Origin of the sequence: Okeania sp. SIO3B5 (assembly GCF_010692555.1) — a bacterium.
In the GTDB taxonomy this organism is placed as follows: Bacteria; Cyanobacteriota; Cyanobacteriia; order Cyanobacteriales; family Microcoleaceae; genus Okeania.
Genome location: NZ_JAAHHG010000172.1, coordinates 1 through 18780 on the forward strand (window position 1 = coordinate 1; position 18780 = coordinate 18780).

An 18780-nucleotide genomic window follows, 5' to 3' on the forward strand; every position below is an offset into this window, starting at 1 on the left:
ATCTTTAAATGATTTAAACCAAGCTTATCAAAACTTTTTTAAATCAACTCAAGGCAAGAGAAAAGGTAAGCCTGTTAAACCTCCTAAATTTAAAAGCAGAAAGTCAAAGCAAACTGCTAGATTTACACTCGTGAGGGTTTAAAGTTGGTCAACACAAAGTTTAGAAGCGCCAAAATTGGAAAGCTGAAAATTGTATCGCCTGTGAGAATTACCTACTGCTCCATCATCAGTAACAGTAATCAAAGATTCAGCCCATAGATACTTCTTAAGTTTTGTAGTAGAAATACAACCAGAAATCTTACCTAAAACTGATAATTCAGTAGGCATAGATTTAGGCATTAAAACCTTTGCTACATTCAGTGACGGTACAAAGATTGATGCACCAAAACCACTCAAAAAACGAATTAAGAAATTAAGAAAGGTAAAGTTTGTCATTATCTCATAAAACTAAAGGTTCTAAAAGGTATGAAAAAGCTAGGATTAAAGTAGCTAAGTTCCATGCCAAACTGAAAGATACACTCGTCAGATTTTCTACATAAATTATCTACTGAAATAATTCGTGAAAACCAAACAGTTGTTTTAGAAGATTTGAATGTTTCAGGAATGGTAAAAAACCGCAAATTATCGAGTTCTATATCCGATTTAGGTTGGCGACAATTTAGAACTTTCTTAGAAGGAAAAGCTGAGAAATACGGTCGTGATTTTAGAGTAATTAGTCGTTGGCAGCCAACATCCCAAGTTTGTTCAAATTGTGGCTTTAAAGGTGGAAAATTAGACCTTCAGGTGCGAGAGTGGGAGTGTCTAAACTGTGGTGCAAAACACGACCGTGATGAAAACGCAGCGATAAATATATTAGTCGCTCCTTGGGCATTCGGAGACGAAAAACGGATGTGGAGGCAAGTGTAAGACTACCGCCAAGGTAGCAGCAGCCAGTGTTAGCGGAGCTTTGCGCCAGCAAAACGTCAACCCGCCGAGGGGCTTAGGCTCGGTAGGAATCCCCGCGCCTTTAGGCCGGGGAGGATGTCAAAATCGAGTCTGTATCTCAACAAGAAACCCCATCTCTGCTAACTATATTACTCAACTAAATTAATGGTAAATACGCCATTTTTGTCAAATAATTATGGTATAATCCACACCTAGACAAAAAAACTTGTTTTTGGTAGTAATATTTCAGGATATTATAACTAAATTTAAGAACATGACTAATATCAATCATACCCGCTACAATAACTCTACAGCACGCTAACATAATCTAAAGATAGTACAATCATTGCTAGGAATTATCTAATGAACTCACAAATAAAAGCAGTTCAAGCAGGGAGTTACTACGGAGACACCTCTTTTCGTACACCACCCCCTGATTTAGAATCTTTAATGTTAAAAGAACGAATCGTTTATTTAGGGTTACCACTATTTTCATCAGATGAAGTCAAAAGAAATGTAGGTATTGACGTTACCCAGTTAATTATTGCTCAACTACTTTATCTGCAATTTGATAATCCAGAAAAACCAATTTATTTTTATATCAATTCTACTGGTACTTCTTGGTATACAGGAGATGCAATTGGTTTTGAAACAGAAGCATTTGCTATTTGTGACACCATGAGTTACGTTAAACCACCAATTCATACAATATGTATTGGTCAAGCTATGGGTACAGCAGCAATGATTTTGTCGGCAGGTACAAAAGGATATCGGGCCAGTTTACCTCATGCTACCATAGTTCTTAATCAAGCTAAAACAGGAGCTAGAGGTCAAGCAACAGATATTTCAATTAGGGCAAAAGAAGTTTTAGCTAATAAAACAACTTTTTTAAATATTCTCTCTAGAAATACGGGTCAATCAGTAGAAAAGATTGCTAAAGATACAGATAGAATGCTTTATATGACCCCCGAAATAGCTAAAGAATATGGTCTAATAGACCAAGTTTTAGCAAGTAGAAAAGAACTACCAAAACCACTACCCGCTGCTGTTTAAGTTATCAATAAAATTAAAGGTCAAAAAATATTATGCCTATAGGTGTTCCTAGCGTTCCTTATCGTCTTCCTGGCAGTCAGTATGAGAGATGGATAGATATTTACACCCGTCTCGGTCAGGAAAGAATTATCTTTCTAGGTCAAGAAGTTACAGATGGGCTAGCTAATAGAATTGTAGCCTATATGTTGTATCTAGATTCTGATGACCCAAATAAGCCCATTTATCTTTATATCAACTCTCCTGGTGGCTCTGTAACTGCAGGTTTGGCCATATACGATACTATGCAGTATATCAAGGCAGATGTAATTACTATCTGCTTAGGTTTAGCTGCTTCCATGGGTTCTTTTCTATTAGCTGCTGGTACGAAAGGTAAAAGACTAGCTTTGCCCAACTCTAGAATTATGATTCACCAACCAATGGGCGGTACTCGTGGCCAAGCAACAGATATTGAAATAGAAGCTAAGGAGATTTTGCGTGTTAGATCGCAATTAAATAATATGCTTGTAGAATGCACGGGTCAATCTTTAGAAAAGATAGAAAAAGATACTGATCGAGATTATTTTATGTCTGCTGAAGAAGCCAAAGAATATGGTCTAATTGACCAAGTAATTGACGAACGTCAAAACTAAAAATTAGTAGTAGGGTAAATTAAGTAGGTAGACAAAATAGATTGAACAAAAATTTGTCTAAGTTATTGAAAAATCCTCAAATTAATGTGTAATTTATTTGATACATCTACTTAATTTTCCCCCTACTTTATTATCTTCAAAAAAGATATGGACATTGCAGGTTATTATCGACAACTAGGGTTAAATATAGGAGCTAGTTTAGGCGAAGTTAAGGCTTCTTATCGACGACTAGCACGGTTATATCATCCAGATGTCAACCCAGATCGGCAGGCTAAAGATAAATTTATTGCAGTAACAGAAGCTTACAAAATCTTGCTGAAAATTGCTCCTCCTCAAACAGAAACGCCATATAATTCTCCTGTAAAATCAACAAAAAATAATTCAAAACCAGAAACTAAATCTCCACAAACTTCACCCTCAAAGCCAACAAAAGTTAAAGTAACTCGTAAGCAGAATCAACATAAAAATCAATCCCACTTATCAGAAGCAGAAAAACAACTTAAGCACAATTATTATTTACATTTACAGCAATTATTAAAATATAAAAGATATCCTCGGGCGATCGCTCTAGTAGAAGGTTTGGCTCAAAGAATGCCTCAAGATTGGGAAGTACGACAATGGCAAGCGATCGCCTATCAACGTTGGGCACGTCACCTCATTGGAGAAGGACAACTAGATAAAGCTAGAAACTATTTAAAGAAAGCACTCAAAACAGATCCCCACAACCGTGCCCTCTGGTCTGAGGTAGAACGTGATTTTCGTCAATTGGAAAAAATTTATTAGTTATTTGCATATTCGACTAATAGTTGTATAATGTACCAAGTTTTTTATTAGATACATATACTAATATTCGTTTATTTTTTGGGTTAAAGGTTTCAAAATTTTTTCTCTCATTTATTGTATGTGTCTACATTTTCTCAAAGTAACTTAAGTAGGATTGCTATACACATCAAAACGAATAATCAATATTAATTAATAGGCTCATATTCCTTGATTTTAACAATATTAGGAGGGAACAATAAAAAATATTTAAACTATTAAGACTTTTCTTGAAGTAAAGAGCCATATCCATATTTATATTAAAAAAGCGGTCAGCATTCAGCAATCACCAACAACAGTAATTTCTGTTGAAAATTCAAAAAAATCATCAAAAAAAAACTAACAATGACAGACATAAATCAAGATTTCCAAAAAGCTATAAATCTGCAAAAAGAAGGAAAATTAAAAGAAGCAGAGTCAATATATATTGACATACTCAAGTCTGATAGTAATCATGTACCCACCCTAATTAACTTAGGTTTAATAGAGCAAAACCAGGGCAAACTAGATGAAGCAAGTCAGTTCTATAAATATGCTTTTTCCATAGAGCCAAACAATATATCTCTACTTTATCTCTTAGCCAAAATTACACAAGAGTTAAACCAATTAGACGAAGCTATTAACTACTGGCATAAATTAGTTGAACTCAAACCAGATTCTGCCCTAGAATTTTATGGCAATATTGGTAATAGTCTAGTTCAACAAGGTAAATTTGATGAAGCACTAAATTACTTTCATCGTGCCTTAGAAATATCACCCAAAAGTTTTCAAGCTCATCAAGCGATCGGTAATTTATTAATTAGACAAGGTAAACTTTTAGAAGCTAAATCAGAATTTAACAAAGCCCTAGAAATTAATCCTAATTATCAAGCAGCAAAAATTTGGTTAACTTTAGTTGATAAATTACTCAAAGGAGACAATCTAGTTTCATTCAATTATCAAAACACTCCCATAAAATTTGAAATAACAGGAAAAAATCTAGCCGTAGAAATTGCTAATGTAGGTGGAAGTTTTTATGAATTAGCCGAGCTAGAATTTATTAGACAAAACCTCAAATCAACAGCTCCAGTTATTGTTGATATTGGAGCAAATACAGGAAATCATTTAGTCTACTTTGCCAAATTTATCCAGGCAGGAAAAGTTATTCCCATAGAGTTTCATCCAGAAATTATTGCAGCTTTAAAGAAACATATTTCAATTAATCAAGTTAGCAATATTGACTTGTCTAAATTAGGCTATGCTCTTGGTAAAAATAGTGGTAAATCTTTCATTAAAGAACATCCAGCTAAAGATTTATGTTTGACAGAAATTGACGATAACATTATCAATGGTCAAGAATTAGTAGTTGTTCCTTTAGATGAAATAATTACTGAAAAAGTAGACTTCATTAAAATGGATGTACAGGGGAAAGAAATAGATGTCTTGGAAGGAGCAAAAAATTTGATATCTAGCTATCGACCTGATATGTTAGTTGAAATTGCCAAAAATCATATCAAGGATTTTAGGAAATTTTTAGCAGCAGTCAACTATCAAACTGTTAAAGCTTTCGATCATGGAAGATATGTCAACTTTTATATTAAACATACTTAATTAATGGATAATGGATAATGGATAATGGATAATGGATAATGGATAATGGATAATGGATAATTAGCTCTGGTTAAAACCGTTACGAAATTGAATATAAGGAAATATTACTTCTTTTTTCCCCTTAAAAGGGGAGGCTTTAAACCAGAATTATTTAATTATTAATTAGGGCTTGCTGATTAAACTTCAAATAATTACCAGATAAAGATTTTAGCCTTTTTAGGTGTTGAAAAAGTACATGGTTTTCAGCTCTTCATGCTCAAAAAGTTAGCATTTTTAGCGCATAGTTGGGCAAAAAAATTCTCCCCTACTCCCCTACTCCCCTACTACTTAAAAAAGACTTTTTTCAGCAAACCCTAATTATTCGGTAAGCATTTAGCCATTAGTGATCGGGTATCATCTTTTTAATGAATGAAATAAAAATTCGTTTAACTTGTACTATATTTTTACCTATAAATAAATTTAAGCACAAGAAAGACTTGTTTTGAATTTTTAACTCATACAATTCAAGGGAATGAAGCTGATAACGCAGTTCCTCGGAGAGGAAGCTAGCAGAATGCTTACGGAAGTGTTTAAATGAATATAGACTTTAAGGTCAAAGGAACTTGCTTTTGTCAGATTTAATTAGGGTTTACTGATTAAATATCAAAGCATTGACTAATATTGGTTTTAGCATTTTTTGGTCTAAAAAAGTGCCAGCTTTTCGGCTCAAAAAGCTCATGCATGCTAGTATTTTGAGACGATTATGGCAGAAAAATCTTGGGACAATTTTTCCGACTACCTCCTCTATAATTCCCCGTTCCTCCTGTCTCCTGTCTCCTGTCTCCTGTCTCCTGTCTCCTACCCCTACTAAAAGACTTTTTCAGCAAGCTCTAATTATAACTGGATTCTGGCTTAATAAGAACCCTTAATATAGGGTTTAAATCAAGACCAAAAACAATAGCTGATAGCTGATAACTGACGGCTGTTTGCGCAGTATTCCATAGGAAATGTTTACAAACATACTCACTAAAGCTTCAATTTGGATTAGCGACAAATATATGTAAATGGAAAGAATAAACTAATGCAAGACTTAATTTTCTGGAGCGTAATATTTATAGTCAGCTTATTCACTCTGATTAAAGCTTCTGACTTCTTTACAGATGCAGCAGAAAAAATAGGTATATCTTTAGGAATTTCTCCTTTTTTAGTTGGGGTAACTATAGTATCAGTAGGAACGTCTCTACCAGAATTAGTATCATCTATTATCGCTGTATACCAAAATTCCTCTGAAATTGTTTTTGGTAATGTCGTTGGTTCCAATATTGCTAATATTTTCTTGATTATTGGTACTGCATCATTAATCAGCAGTCCTTTAAGGATACAGTATGAACTAATTAATGTAGATTTACCACTATTTGTTGGTTCGGCTTTTTTATTAGGTTTAACAGTTTTAGATAGTAATTTTTCTAAAAATGAAGCTATTATTTGTATTTTGGGATATGTTATCTATGTTTTATACTCTATTAGTAGTGGTAAGGAAGAACAAGAGTTAGAAAAAGATGGTAATGGAAATTCAAATAAAATTTTACCAATCAAACAAATAGCCATTTTGGTTGTTAGTTCATTATTTGTATTTTTGGGGGCAACTTATACAATTGAATCAGTTACTAAAATTTCTGAAATACTTAATATTGCCAAAGAATTAATTGCTTTAAGTGCAGTTGCCCTTGGTACTTCATTGCCAGAGTTAATAGTTACTATTTCTGCTGCTAAAAAAGGCAACCCAGAAATTGCCGTAGGAAATGTGTTAGGTTCTAACATTTTTAACTCATTAATGGTAGTAGGAATACCAGGACTAATCGGCAATTTAGTAATTCCTGAAGATCTTATTGGTGGTGGGTTATTGGTTTTATTAGCAGGAACAATTATGTTCTTTTTTGTCACTCAAGATAAACAAGTAACTCGTTGGGAAGGATTAATATTTTTTCTATTCTACGGATGGTTTATTGGCAATATATTTGGGTTAGTTTAACATCCTCTGAACTTCAATACTTAGGGTTTGCTTATGGAAGTATTTTGGTATGAGGTAGGAGTCAAAAGTATTAAGTCAAAAGTCAAAATTTAAAAGTCAAAAGTAAGAAGGAAATTCATAGTGGTCAAGGATTCAATAAGTAGGGTTTGCTGAATATTTAAATGAAAATTTGACTCTCGATAAAGGTAAATAGGGCTTGCTGAATAAATCTAAAAGTACTGAAATATAAAGAAAAGTGCCTTTTTGGGACTGAAAAAAGTGCGCCTGTTTCAGTCTTAAACACTCAAAAAGGAGCGTATTTTAGGGGCATAGTTAGGCACAACAATCAAGGTACAAAACTTAGCTCCTACCTCCTCTCAATTCCCCGTTCCTCCTGTCTCCTGTCTCCTGTCTCCTGTCTCCTGACTCCTACCCTCACCCATCAGACTTTTTCAGCAAATCCTAAATAGTTACTGGGGAATCAACATAAATATTTGGTTCTTGCGTATTAAACTCTATACCAAACTTTTTCAGTTCCTTAGAAAAATTATTATTTGCAACTTCCAATAGTTGCTTCCTTAACTCAATAGAATTTTCACTAGAACCTAGAATAAAGAATGTCACTCTAGCGCGACTTTTTTCTGTAGTTTCATGGTCAAATATAGATATTTTCGTACTGCCTGGGTCAATACCATATAATGAATCTGTACTATTTTTAACAACTTGTTGAACCAGCGCTTTTTCTCGTTCTGTTAATTGTTTGATAAAGTCTAAATATAGTAATACCATTACTTTCTTACCACGGGTGACATTGAAAATTGCTGTGTTAGCTAGTTGATTATTAGGAACAATGCCTAAAGTACCCGTAGCTGCTATCCTAATTTTTGTAGAGCGTAGACCAATAGATTCTACTCTACCGTAAGTTTCATCCTTTAGTGAAAAACGAATATAATCTCCCGGAATAAATGGGCGGTCCAAATATAAAACAACAGTACCAAACAATTGCTCCAAGGTTTTAGAAGCAGCAAAACTAATAGCAACTCCACCGATAGATACACCTGCTAATAAACCTGTTAATGGAAAACTCTGAGTATGAGCATAAGTTATTACAGCTATCAATCCGATTATTATGTTTACTATAGCTTCAAAAACTAATAGTAACTCATCAACCTCTAGCCCAGATTTACGCAAAATATTAATTCCATATATTCTCACAATTTGACGAAATATTCGAGAGACTAGCCATGCAAAACTAGCAACTACTGAAAAATCAATAATTGGATCTAGGAAATTGAAGAGTCCTTTGTATTCTATTAACCAAGCTGAAGATAGAGCAATTAATAAAGAAGTTCCTGCAAATTGAAGAGGTTCTTTTAGAGGAACAAGAGAATTATTGATAATTTTTTGCTCTGCATCTGGAAAAAAATTTTTAATAATTACAGCCAATATTATTGATGTATATTTTCCTATTAATATTGATCCGAAAGCAAAGGCAATAAAAATCAAATAATTAGGAATGCTTGTACCATCTACAGAAATAGATACCTGACTTAGTTGGTTAAGTATATCCGAGAAAGACATATGACAGAAGTTTTAAAAGTTATACCGTAATTGGTGAATCTACATATATACTGGGTTGCTCTATATCAAAAGCAATACCATATTCCTTCAGTTTCAAAGTAATTCTTTGACTGGCATTATCCAACATTTGACGACGTAAATCCATAGACACTTTACCAGAACCTAAAATAAAAAATGTAATCTGGGCTTGAGTTATCTCTTGAGAAGTAGAACTGCGTAAATCTTTAAAAGTAATATTAGTATTGCGTGGGTCTATGCCAGATATATCACTGGTACTTGCTAAGATAATTTGGCGGATTAATGCTTGTTCTTCAATGTCTACATAACGATAAAAAGTTAAGTATAAAATAGACATTACTTTCTTCCCTGCACTAAAGTTTTCAATGGTTACCTGTGTTAGAGAATTATTAGGAATAATAATTAATGTACCTTTCCCAGAAGAACGAATTTTAGTTGAGCGTAAACCAATAGATTCTACTCTGCCAAAAGTACCATCGGGAAGACCAATATAGTCATCAATTACAAAAGGTCTATCTATATAAAGAACAATTCCACCAAGTAATTGACTTAAAGTATTTTGAGAAGCAAAAGCAACTGCTACACCTCCTATTCCCAAACTAGCAATTAGACCAAATACATTCACTTGGTGAGTTTGAGCAAAAATGATAATAGCTAGAACAATAATAATAAAGTTAGCTAGAAATTTACCTACTATAAATAGCTCGCTATTAGCTTTACGATCGCTTCTGAATACTGCTTCTATTAGATAGATATCAAAAAATTGTTTAACAAATTTAAACCCTAACCAAGTAGTGACAATAGTTAAGATTAAACTCAGGATTATTTCTAGGATATATAGCTCAGAATATGGTGTAACAGCTAGCAGAGTTATTTCAGATACTGTTAAAGCAATGACTATTGCAATTAAAAATTTATTCGGGGATATAATAATTTTATATGCTTCGGCAATTTCTGTAGATACTATATTGCCGATTAATTCAGGCAGTTTACGAATTCCGAGAATTGCGACTACTCCTATTATTCCTATGGCAAATATTTGCAGAAGTTGATTAATATCTATTATTATTTCTTCTGGCAATTGAATAGTTTCCATCATAAACAATCTTTCTTTGAAAATTTTTCTCTGAATTTGATTTAATTTTTATCTCTTATTTAGATTTTCATTATACTATAAAAATCTAAAAATGTTGATTTATACTAAATCCATTAATAATAAGCTACTTAGTCTGTTTAAATTTAAGTTTGATCGAGGTTAGCTAAAGTATATCATTCACTGATTTGAACTCTTTTAGTTCTTTTTCATCTTTATCTTGAAAAAACTTGGTTAAAGTAATTTGTGAATAAAAAGGATTTAGTCGGAGAAAATAACGCTCATATAAATTCTATTATTGATTAATTAGGGTATGCTGAAAAAGTCTTTTAGTAGGGGTAGGAGACAGGAGACAGGAGACAGGAGACAGGAGAAATAGGAATGAGCGAGGAGGTAGGAGTAAGAATTGTAAGAATGATTTTTCTGCCCAACTATGCGCCTAAAATACGCTCCTTTTTGAGCGTTTTAGACTGAAAACCAAGCACTTTTTTCGTTCCTAAAAAGACTGAATTCTTTATATTTCAATGCTTTTAGGTTTAATCAGCAAGCCCTAATTAAATGAATTCAAAAATTAGCGATAGTGCCGGAAGTGCTAAACACTACCGCTCTTCATTTCATATTATTTTTACTCAGGAAACTCAGGAATTACCCATTTAGGAGGAGCCATTCTTTTCTTCATAACTGCTTCTTCAGCTATTTCCAGCATTTTATCTAAGGAAGTATCATCAATAAACTTTGACGCTTCTTTTAAATATTGCTTATGAGGGCATTTATCACCCAAAACACATCCATTAACACAATCTTCTGCACAATTTACAGTATTATCCATCCTATTTTCCTCTGGTAGTTTAGTAATTTTATAGCAAATAACTTTTTCTAGTTATCCACTTCAGCAGTCATCATTTGAATTTCAATATTATCATAAGCTCTATTCTGTCCCAATAGCTTTTTGTCCTCTGCCCTGATAACTTAATTCATATTAACAAAAGGTACTTTTTTACCGAATAATTAACTAATTAATAATTAAATAATTCGCGCCTTGAAGCCTACCCTTTTAAGAGGAAAAAAGCGGTCGAGGGATGGATGGGTTTCCTAACCATATCCAATCGACCAAGAGAAAAAATAATATTTCCTTATATTCAATTCCGTAGCGGTTTTAACCAGAGGTAATTATCAATTATCCATTATCAATTATCCATTAATGAAACGTCCCTTCTCTCCCTTCAACTTCCACTATCTTACCTTCATAATCAATAAATTGAGCGATACTACTAACCCAAAGTTCCGCGATCGCCGGATGTAGTGTTAAATTGACGAAGGATTATTTCTATCAATTAAAAAATATGTATTCATTCTTCCTTTACCCTTAATCATAATAGTTCCCCTAGGATTTAATGTATACTTTTCTTTTAAATAATTAGAAGTCTTTTCTGTTATTTGAATAGCATTAGGTACGCCATGAGATTCCATTCGACTTGCAGTATTAACAGCATCACCCCAAAGGTCATAAATAAATTTTTTTCTACCAATAACACCTGCAACAACAGGACCAGTGTTAATGCCAATTCTAATACTAAGCTCCATCTTATTTTTTTGATTAAAATCAGCAATTGCCTGCTGCATATCCAGAGCCATTTCAGCAATTGCCTCAGCATGATCTTGTCTTGGATTTGGTAAACCTCCAACTACCATATAAGCATCACCAATAGTTTTAATTTTTTCCAAACAATATCGATCGGTTAACTCATCAAAACAAGAAAATATTTCATTAAGTAAATTAACTAACTGTGTAGGAGGAATATTTTCTGATAACTGAGTAAAACCTACTAAATCAGCAAACAAAATAGTTACTTCGGTAAAACTTTCAGCAATATTTTCCTGTTCTTCCTTTAATTTTTCGGCAATAGGTTTAGGCAAAATATTTAACAACAATCGTTCCGATTTTTTTTGTTCAGCAGACAATACTTTTTCTGCTTGCTTACGTTTCTCAATTTCTCTAGAAACTCGATTGAACATTTGATTAAAAGCTACCATTACCTCTCCTAATTCATCTTGTCGTTGAACAGAAAGAGAATAAAATTTAACCCCATTACAATTTTTACTCAAAGCTTCTCCAGCAGCAATTAAATCATCCCTTAACCTCAAAATTGGAGAAATTAAACACACTCCTAGAACTAGCATTGTAACCAAAGTAACGAAAAGAGATATAACAATTACAAGCACTGCAATTCTACCAATAAAATCATATAACTTTGGCTGAATACTAGAAGCATTGTGACGAGCAATTAGTGTGTAATTAATTCCCAAATAATCTGCTGACAATGCCATATCATATCGTTTACCATCTCGACTTCTAACACGCAAAATATCTTTGTTTTTGAGGTCATCAAAGTCTATATCGGGAGCTTCACCAATGGTTTCTATTAACTTTCCCTGAGAATCATAAATTGTAACTCCCAAAACTACAGAGTCTTGCGTTTGCGTTAATGTTTTTACTTTTTCCTGAAACATACCATCAGACTTCATAGTCGTTTGAGTCAAGCGCACAATAGAATTAAAAATCGCTCCAGAAACATCTTCTAGTTGGTGAAGAAGTTCATCTTCCCGACGCTTATAAGATGGAATTAAAATTACAGCCTCAATTACTAAAATACTGGCAAATATCCACAATACTATTTTTCTAGATAAACGCGCTCTAAAAAAACAAAATAGCCCGGAAATCTTAATAAACATATACAATTTGTTTTTGGATAAATTTACTAATAGTTTGTATGACTAACCCTGAAATGAAAAATTAAAATATAATCAATATATCTGTTATAGCACTACAGAAAAAGTTCCGAATATTGTAGAAATTTTATATTGTAGAAATTACCTTTTTCATCAACTATAGCAATTCCAAATGATTTGTAAAAACTCTAAGGATATATAAAAACTCTGAAACTTTTACCGAAAAATCGTGGTCTAAAGCCTCCCTTTTTAAGGCAGGGTCAATTGATTTTCATTAGAGAAAAATTGATGGGAGGATGGGGGACCAATCCCTACTGCTCCCAGGAGGGGAATGTGGGGAGATGGAGAGATTTGTATATTTACACAATTAAATGTATTTCTAACTTAATATTCTCTAACGACAAAGAATTAGCCCTGCCCTTTTAAGGGGATAAAAAGCGGTCGATCTTTGGAGCTTCCCGTAGGGTGGCATGGTGAGGAGACCTCGCTATATCCAATCGACTAAAAGAAAAGAGAATTCCGTATTTCAAGCCTCCTTATTACAGAGGTACTGATAACTGAGTAATACCATTTCTCAAAAACTTTTCTACATTTTGTTGAGTAGGGGAGTAGGGGAAAAGCAAACATAAGAATAATTCACATTAACTTAGCTTAAATTAGCCCAAAAATGATTTTGCTTGTGCTAATTAGTTAACAACTGAAGTATTGCCTAAGTATAGCAATAATGCATGGGAATTGGTATAACTGAGTAACTGAAATGACTCCTGCCCTTACCAAAAGACTTATTCAGCAAACCCTAAGTAATAAGTCAGATTCAGTAATGTTTTTAGTAATTATTTGTATGAAGTAAAGATCTCTTATTCGTTATTCCCTAAAACCCGATAATTTTGTACTTTATCTACTTTGAAAATGTTGTAAATTTAGGGGTTTTTTCATACTAAATCTGCCTTGTATAGATTATTGTTATTGATGAAGTGAAGAAATGGAGAACAGAGAAAAATTATAACTCTACTTTGAGAAGCTGGGCTTAATATAATTAGGTTTTTACTTTGACATCCTCCCGACGTTGCTCTGCGAGACAACGCGGGATTCCCATCTATTAATCAAACAGACTAAGCTGCTTGAAAAACTCAAGGCGGGTAGACGACTCACTGAAATCTGCTCCCTTTTTACGGGAAGACTGACGTTTTCTCCTCGTCTTGTTTAATGTCTCGGACTGTCCGCCCGCGACTTCGCCAAAAAGCGATAGTTGTAAAGGATTCTCAAGTTCAGCAGCTTTTTCAACTTTGGTTATCGGCTGAGTTACTGTTTTAACTATTGAAGTATTAAGAATGTTTACTGCAGCATTAATATCTCTATCATGGAAAGTATTACAGTTCAAGCAAGTCCATTCTCTAACATTTAACTCTTTCTTTCTTCCCTTAAAACCACAACAACTACATTTTTGTGAGGTAGGTTCCCATCTATCAATTACCTTAAATTCTCTACCATACTTTTCACATTTAGCCTCAATTAAAGTCCTAAATTGTCGCCAACCTAAATCACTAATGGCTTTAGCTAGTTTCCTGTTTTTAATCATCCCAGAAACATTAAGATCTTCAAGTACAATAGTGTCGTACTTTCTGATTAAATCAGTTGATAGTTTATGTAGAAAATCAGTACGTTTGCGCAGCATTCCGTAGGAAATATCTTTGATTTTGCCATGAAGTTTAGCTATTTTCAATCTACGTTTTTCGTATAGGTTACTACCTGGTTGAGTTTTAGCAAATTTACGTTGAAACTTAGTTAATTTCTTAAGGTTTTGTTTAAGTGGTTTAGGAGCAAGAATCTTTTCACCATTACTCAATGTAGCAAAAGTTGAAATACCTAAATCTATACCTATGGAATTATCAGTTTTAGGTAATGAATCAGGACTAATTTCTACAACAAAACTAGCAAAGTAACGTCCTGCACTATCTTTAATGATAGTTACGGAAGTAGGATTAGATGCTAATGGTCTTGACCAAACTATTTTAATCTTACCTACCTTTGGCAGATAGATTTTATCTTGGTTAATCTTATAATTAGCTCCTACGAATCTTGCAGTTTGTTTTGATTTCCTACTTTTAAACTTAGGAGATTTAACTTTAATTCCTTTACGCTTTCCAGTGCAACTATCGAAGAAATTTTTATAAGCTTGGTCTAAATCTTTCAATGACTGTTGTAACGGAGTAGAGGCAACTTCTTTTAGCCAAAGTAATTCTTTTTTAGCTTGAGTTATGAATTGCTTAGTTAAATCTACATAACTAGGCTTCTTTTCACCGTTAACACACAACTGATTACAATGTGCTAATGATTGATTCCAAACAAAACGACAACAACCAAATAGTTGATTTAATTTAGCTATTTGAATATGGTTAGGATAGATGCGATATTTATATCTTGCTTTCAATGTTTTCGACCTTTTTTTTTACACTAAAGCTTAACAGCGTAGCGTATTTGTCATGCTATTATTATAGCACAATTAATTGTAGGCATTCATCCCACACCAAATCACAGATTATGGTGCAGGTCTTCTGCCAAGATAAAGATAAAATCAAACTCGTTCAAACGCTCAGAAATAAAACTAATACTCAGAATAATGGAATTGATAATCGTGGTAGGGGGATTCAAACTCTGTCTAAATTAGATCCACCGCAGTTAACACTTAGATATGTAGATATGAAACTAATGAGTAGAGAAGGTAGACATATTAAAACCAGGCACTTTTTTCGACCTAAAAAGGCACTTACCTTTATCTATTAATGTTTTTAGATTTAATCAGCAAGCCCTAATTAGTAGTTCCCTACTCCCTACTTCTCTACACAAAAAGTGGATAATTTACTAGATATCAATTTTAAAGAAACATCAAATTAACCACAAATATTGATAATTTAACTACTGCCTAACTTACTATTGCTTTGCTAAGTAACTCATAAAGAAAAGAGTTAATAAAAGTTAGTCCTAAAGAACCAATTAATGCACTCCAAAATCCCCAACGTAGTCGAAATCCACTTACTAACCAGGCAGCTAAACCAAAGATAACAAGATTAACAATTAGAGTAACTAAACCAGGAACAAGTATGTTAGCTGGCAGAGCTAAAGTATTCAAAACAGGACGTACAAATACATTCAAAATCCCAAATATTGCTGAAGAAATTAACGCAATATTAAAATCATCAATTTCTACTCCAGTAGGCAGCTTAGAAATAATAAACAAACTAACAGCAGTAACAAACCAAAGAACTAAAAGTTGCAAAATACTCATTTTTTTCTCCTTAAATTAATACAAATCTAAACATTAAATCGGAAGAGCAAAACATCTCCTTCCTTCACAACATAATCCTTACCTTCACTCCTCATCAGACCCTTTTCTTTAGCAGCAGTCATTGAACCAGTAGCTACTAAATCATTATAAGCAATTGTTTCTGCTCGAATAAAACCCCGTTCAAAATCAGTATGAATTATACCAGCAGCTTGAGGAGCTAACATTCCAGCTTGAATTGTCCAAGCCTTAGTTTCTTTCTCTCCAGTAGTAAAATAAGTACGCAATCCCAACAATTCATAAGTTGCCTTAATCAGAGATTTTAATCCACCTTCTTCTACTCCTAAAGATTCTAAATAATCAGCTCTTTCATCCTCCGGTAGCTCAATTAATTCTGATTCTACCTGAGCTGAAATTATCACAACTTGAGCATTTTCCACCGCAGCAATATTGCGGACTTTTTCAACCCAGTCATTTCCACTAGCTAAATCATCCTCAGACACATTAGCAGCATAAATTATCGGCTTAGAAGTTAACAGATTTAAAGGCTTAATTAAAAAATATTCATCTTCATTTAAGTCAGCCATTCTCACCGACTTACCTTCATTTAAAATCCCCTCTAATTTTGTCAAAACTTCCAACTCTGCCTGAGCATCTTTACTGGTACGAGCTTGTTTTTTAGTCCGTTCAATTCGGCGTTCAACTTGAGCTAGATCCGACAAAGCCAACTCTAAATTAATTACCTCAATATCTCGCACTGGATCGACAGAACCAGAGACATGAATAATATCCTCACTATCAAAACAACGGACTACCTGAACAATAGCATCCACCTCTCGAATATTAGACAAAAATTGATTCCCTAATCCCTCTCCTTTACTAGCACCTTTAACCAAACCAGCAATATCAACAAACTCAATTCTAGTAGGAACAGTTTGAGCAGAATTAGAAATTTTAGTCAGCACATTTAACCGCTCATCTGGCACCGACACCACACCAACATTGGGCTCAATTGTGCAAAATGGAAAGTTAGCAGCTTCCGCTTTAGCATTAGCAACTAAAGCATTAAATAAAGTAGATTTTCCGACGTTGGGTAGTCCGACAATTCCAGCTCTGAGCATAAATTTAAGTCAAAAGTAAAAAATCAAAAGTAAAAAGTTCAAGAAATTACAGTTTGTATTTAGATTTGAGTTACCATACAACTGCCTTATCTAGTTAGGATAGCAGAAGGAAAGAAGAATCTTGATTTCTCACCTCAAGTTTCACTTATAAATCAAGAATCAAAAAATAAAAAAATCTAGTTTGCCTTTTTTGTTAAATGAGGAGGAGCTAGGTAAATAAGCCATAAATTTTGCGATGTAGAAAAACAATTTATGAAAATAAAAATTGAATAATCTCAAGTATTTGTTGTTCAATAGTTAAGAGCGATCGCAATAGGGATGTAGAATATTATTAGCAACTAAATAAACTGAAGGAATTATTTTGCTTATCTTGTTAAATAATAAATTTTTGAAAATTTATTTATAGGAAAAGTCTAGGTTAAGTTTTGTGGAGTGAGTGATTTTTAGCTAGAAAATAAGTTAAAGTATTTTTTGATTATTAGTTATCATTTTGTCAAAAAAACTATTGTACAATGGTTAAAGAAAAAATTATCGGAACTAGAGAAGCAGCATATTTATTAGGTATTTCAACTCAACGTTTGCGAGTATTATTAGCTCAAGGTAGGGTCAAAGGTGCTTACAAGGAAAAAGGCTTCTGGAAAATCCCCATTTATGGGCCAGAAGATCGTGAAATGCCAGTAATTGTTCCTGGTACCAGAGGACCGAAAGGTATTTGGTGTAAGCGGAGGCGTACTAAACCGACTATGATTCATGTTAATCAGCATATCATTCAGCGCAATGCAAATCACCCACTAAAAGATATCAAACCAGTAGTTTCTGTGAAGCAGACTAATCACAATAACTATGGTTATCAACTAGAAATCAAAGGTCCTTGTCGAATTGTTTATCGACCTCACAACCCGGCTGGATGTGGAGCTCATTTGTGGATTGATACTTATAGTCCGGTGCAATTTGTAGATACGAATTTTAATCCGGTTACTGCTAATCGAGCTTATAAATACATATAGTAGATAAGTTAAGTAAGTAAATAAAATTGAGATTTTTTGCCATACTTGTCGTGATAGGCTGATAGTTACAGTCAAAAAAATTAACGACAGATGGATAGTGCTGTGAAAAATCAAGCCCTTGTAGATGCTTTGGTCAAAAATCTGCCGGAGGACGCATCTGAAGCTCAAGTTAATCAGATTTTTGCTTCTGAATTATTCAAGTTTTTAGGTTTTGAACTAAATGAGCAGGTACCTTCTTTTCCTACAGGAAGTGGTACTGATGCTGTTGATTATGCTCTCCGTCATAGTACGGAAAATGATATATTTTCCCAAACAAAGACTAATCCAGATATTCTCGTAGAATCGAAAGCTAGGAATGTGAATTTAGCTCCAGATTCGACACAATATAAAAAGACAGTCGTACAAAGTGACATACTCCCGACACTGAGACTAGCAGAGCGTGCGGGCTTCTCAGGGACTCTACTATGTAGACATAAACTGAGCTAACAAGGAATGCCCTTCCTCTTCAATTGATGCGCGAATAGGTTTAATTGAGTACCTTGATCGGCTTCAAATTTGACTGGTGGCAGCAAGTCTTTAATCAATGCTTTGGCTCTATTTTTAATATTAATTGCAGCATTTAAGTCTCTACCAATTGATAGATTACAGTTAGGGCAATTATGCTGTCTGTGAGTTAAAGTTTTCTTTACTTTATTACCACATCTGCTACATTCAACAGATGTTCCATGAGGTTTAACTTCTACAATTAACTGACCAGCTTTTTCGGCTTTGTTAGTTAATATAGTATTAAATTGACCCCAACCTGCATCATGTATAGACTTAGCTAATCTAGACTTAGCCATACCTTTTATATTCAGTTTCTCAACTGCTACAATATCGTAATTGGATAATAATTGATTAGCCGTTTTGAAATGAAAATCTTTTCTCGTATCAGCTACTTTT

The 18780-nt window shown here is 33.6% G+C and carries 18 protein-coding genes; 10 read left to right on the top strand and 8 right to left on the bottom strand.

Features of this window, described 5'->3' with window-relative positions; all coding sequences use genetic code 11:
- The first annotated feature begins 325 nt into the window (after window positions 1–325).
- The 7 genes from F6K54_RS43075 to F6K54_RS21680 all read left to right on the top strand — a co-directional run bounded on the left by F6K54_RS43075 (window position 326) and on the right by F6K54_RS21680 (window position 7026).
- Entirely contained in the window at window positions 326–445 is a 120-nt protein-coding gene (locus F6K54_RS43075; protein ID WP_237397227.1) for a hypothetical protein, read from the top strand.
- 110 nt (window positions 446–555) lie between these two features.
- Entirely contained in the window at window positions 556–906 is a 351-nt protein-coding gene (locus F6K54_RS43080) for an RNA-guided endonuclease TnpB family protein (protein ID WP_366558190.1), read from the top strand.
- 381 nt (window positions 907–1287) lie between these two features.
- Entirely contained in the window at window positions 1288–1977 is a 690-nt protein-coding gene (locus F6K54_RS21660; RefSeq protein ID WP_293081744.1) for an ATP-dependent Clp protease proteolytic subunit, read from the top strand.
- A gap of 32 nt (window positions 1978–2009) precedes the next feature.
- Window positions 2010–2606, top strand: a complete 597-nt coding sequence (locus F6K54_RS21665) for an ATP-dependent Clp protease proteolytic subunit (protein WP_293081746.1) — start codon at window positions 2010–2012, stop codon at window positions 2604–2606.
- A gap of 147 nt (window positions 2607–2753) precedes the next feature.
- Window positions 2754–3389: a J domain-containing protein gene (locus F6K54_RS21670; RefSeq protein WP_293081748.1), complete on the top strand. Its 636-nt coding sequence runs from the start codon at window positions 2754–2756 to the stop codon at window positions 3387–3389.
- A gap of 381 nt (window positions 3390–3770) precedes the next feature.
- The gene (locus F6K54_RS21675; protein ID WP_293081751.1) at window positions 3771–5015 is read left to right on the top strand and encodes an FkbM family methyltransferase; all 1245 of its coding nucleotides are present in this window, start codon (window positions 3771–3773) and stop codon (window positions 5013–5015) included.
- Between the two features lie 1060 nt (window positions 5016–6075).
- On the top strand, window positions 6076–7026 hold the full coding sequence (locus F6K54_RS21680) for a calcium/sodium antiporter (protein WP_293081754.1): 951 nt from the start codon (window positions 6076–6078) through the stop codon (window positions 7024–7026).
- Between the two features lie 441 nt (window positions 7027–7467).
- Here the strand turns inward: F6K54_RS21680 and F6K54_RS21685 are convergent, their stop codons facing one another.
- The 5 genes from F6K54_RS21685 to F6K54_RS21705 form a co-directional block, all read right to left on the bottom strand.
- Entirely contained in the window at window positions 7468–8586 is a 1119-nt protein-coding gene (locus F6K54_RS21685) for a mechanosensitive ion channel family protein (RefSeq protein WP_293081757.1), read from the bottom strand.
- A gap of 19 nt (window positions 8587–8605) precedes the next feature.
- Window positions 8606–9703, bottom strand: coding sequence for a mechanosensitive ion channel family protein (locus F6K54_RS21690; protein ID WP_293081760.1), 1098 nt, complete (start codon window positions 9701–9703; stop codon window positions 8606–8608).
- Between the two features lie 619 nt (window positions 9704–10322).
- A complete protein-coding gene (locus tag F6K54_RS21695) occupies window positions 10323–10526 on the bottom strand; it encodes a hypothetical protein (RefSeq protein WP_293081763.1) in 204 nt (67 codons plus the stop codon).
- 476 nt (window positions 10527–11002) lie between these two features.
- Entirely contained in the window at window positions 11003–12430 is a 1428-nt protein-coding gene (locus tag F6K54_RS21700) for an adenylate/guanylate cyclase domain-containing protein (protein WP_293081765.1), read from the bottom strand.
- Between the two features lie 1096 nt (window positions 12431–13526).
- On the bottom strand, window positions 13527–14858 hold the full coding sequence (locus tag F6K54_RS21705) for an RNA-guided endonuclease TnpB family protein (RefSeq protein WP_293081768.1): 1332 nt from the start codon (window positions 14856–14858) through the stop codon (window positions 13527–13529).
- Between the two features lie 110 nt (window positions 14859–14968).
- On the opposite strand from F6K54_RS21705, the gene F6K54_RS21710 reads away from it, so the two are divergent.
- Window positions 14969–15211: a hypothetical protein gene (locus tag F6K54_RS21710; RefSeq protein ID WP_293081770.1), complete on the top strand. Its 243-nt coding sequence runs from the start codon at window positions 14969–14971 to the stop codon at window positions 15209–15211.
- Window positions 15212–15350: 139 nt separating this feature from the next.
- On the opposite strand, the gene F6K54_RS21715 is transcribed toward F6K54_RS21710, so the two are convergent.
- Together F6K54_RS21715 and ychF are read right to left on the bottom strand one after the other, a co-directional pair.
- On the bottom strand, window positions 15351–15713 hold the full coding sequence (locus F6K54_RS21715; RefSeq protein WP_293081771.1) for a phage holin family protein: 363 nt from the start codon (window positions 15711–15713) through the stop codon (window positions 15351–15353).
- Window positions 15714–15739: 26 nt separating this feature from the next.
- Window positions 15740–16831 carry a redox-regulated ATPase YchF gene (gene ychF / locus F6K54_RS21720; protein WP_293081774.1) on the bottom strand — a complete coding sequence of 364 codons (1092 nt, stop codon included), beginning with the start codon at window positions 16829–16831 and terminating at the stop codon, window positions 15740–15742.
- Between the two features lie 512 nt (window positions 16832–17343).
- On the opposite strand from ychF, the gene F6K54_RS21725 reads away from it, so the two are divergent.
- Window positions 17344–17838, top strand: a complete 495-nt coding sequence (locus tag F6K54_RS21725) for a hypothetical protein (protein WP_293081778.1) — start codon at window positions 17344–17346, stop codon at window positions 17836–17838.
- 90 nt (window positions 17839–17928) lie between these two features.
- Complete coding sequence (locus tag F6K54_RS21730; protein WP_293081780.1) at window positions 17929–18324, top strand: hypothetical protein; 396 nt, start codon at window positions 17929–17931, stop codon at window positions 18322–18324.
- Here F6K54_RS21730 and F6K54_RS21735 read toward each other — a convergent pair.
- Window positions 18321–18780, bottom strand: a 460-nt coding sequence (locus F6K54_RS21735) for a transposase (protein ID WP_293081783.1), incomplete at its 5' end; no start/stop codon positions are given. The two genes, F6K54_RS21730 and F6K54_RS21735, sit on opposite strands and share 4 nt — an antisense overlap.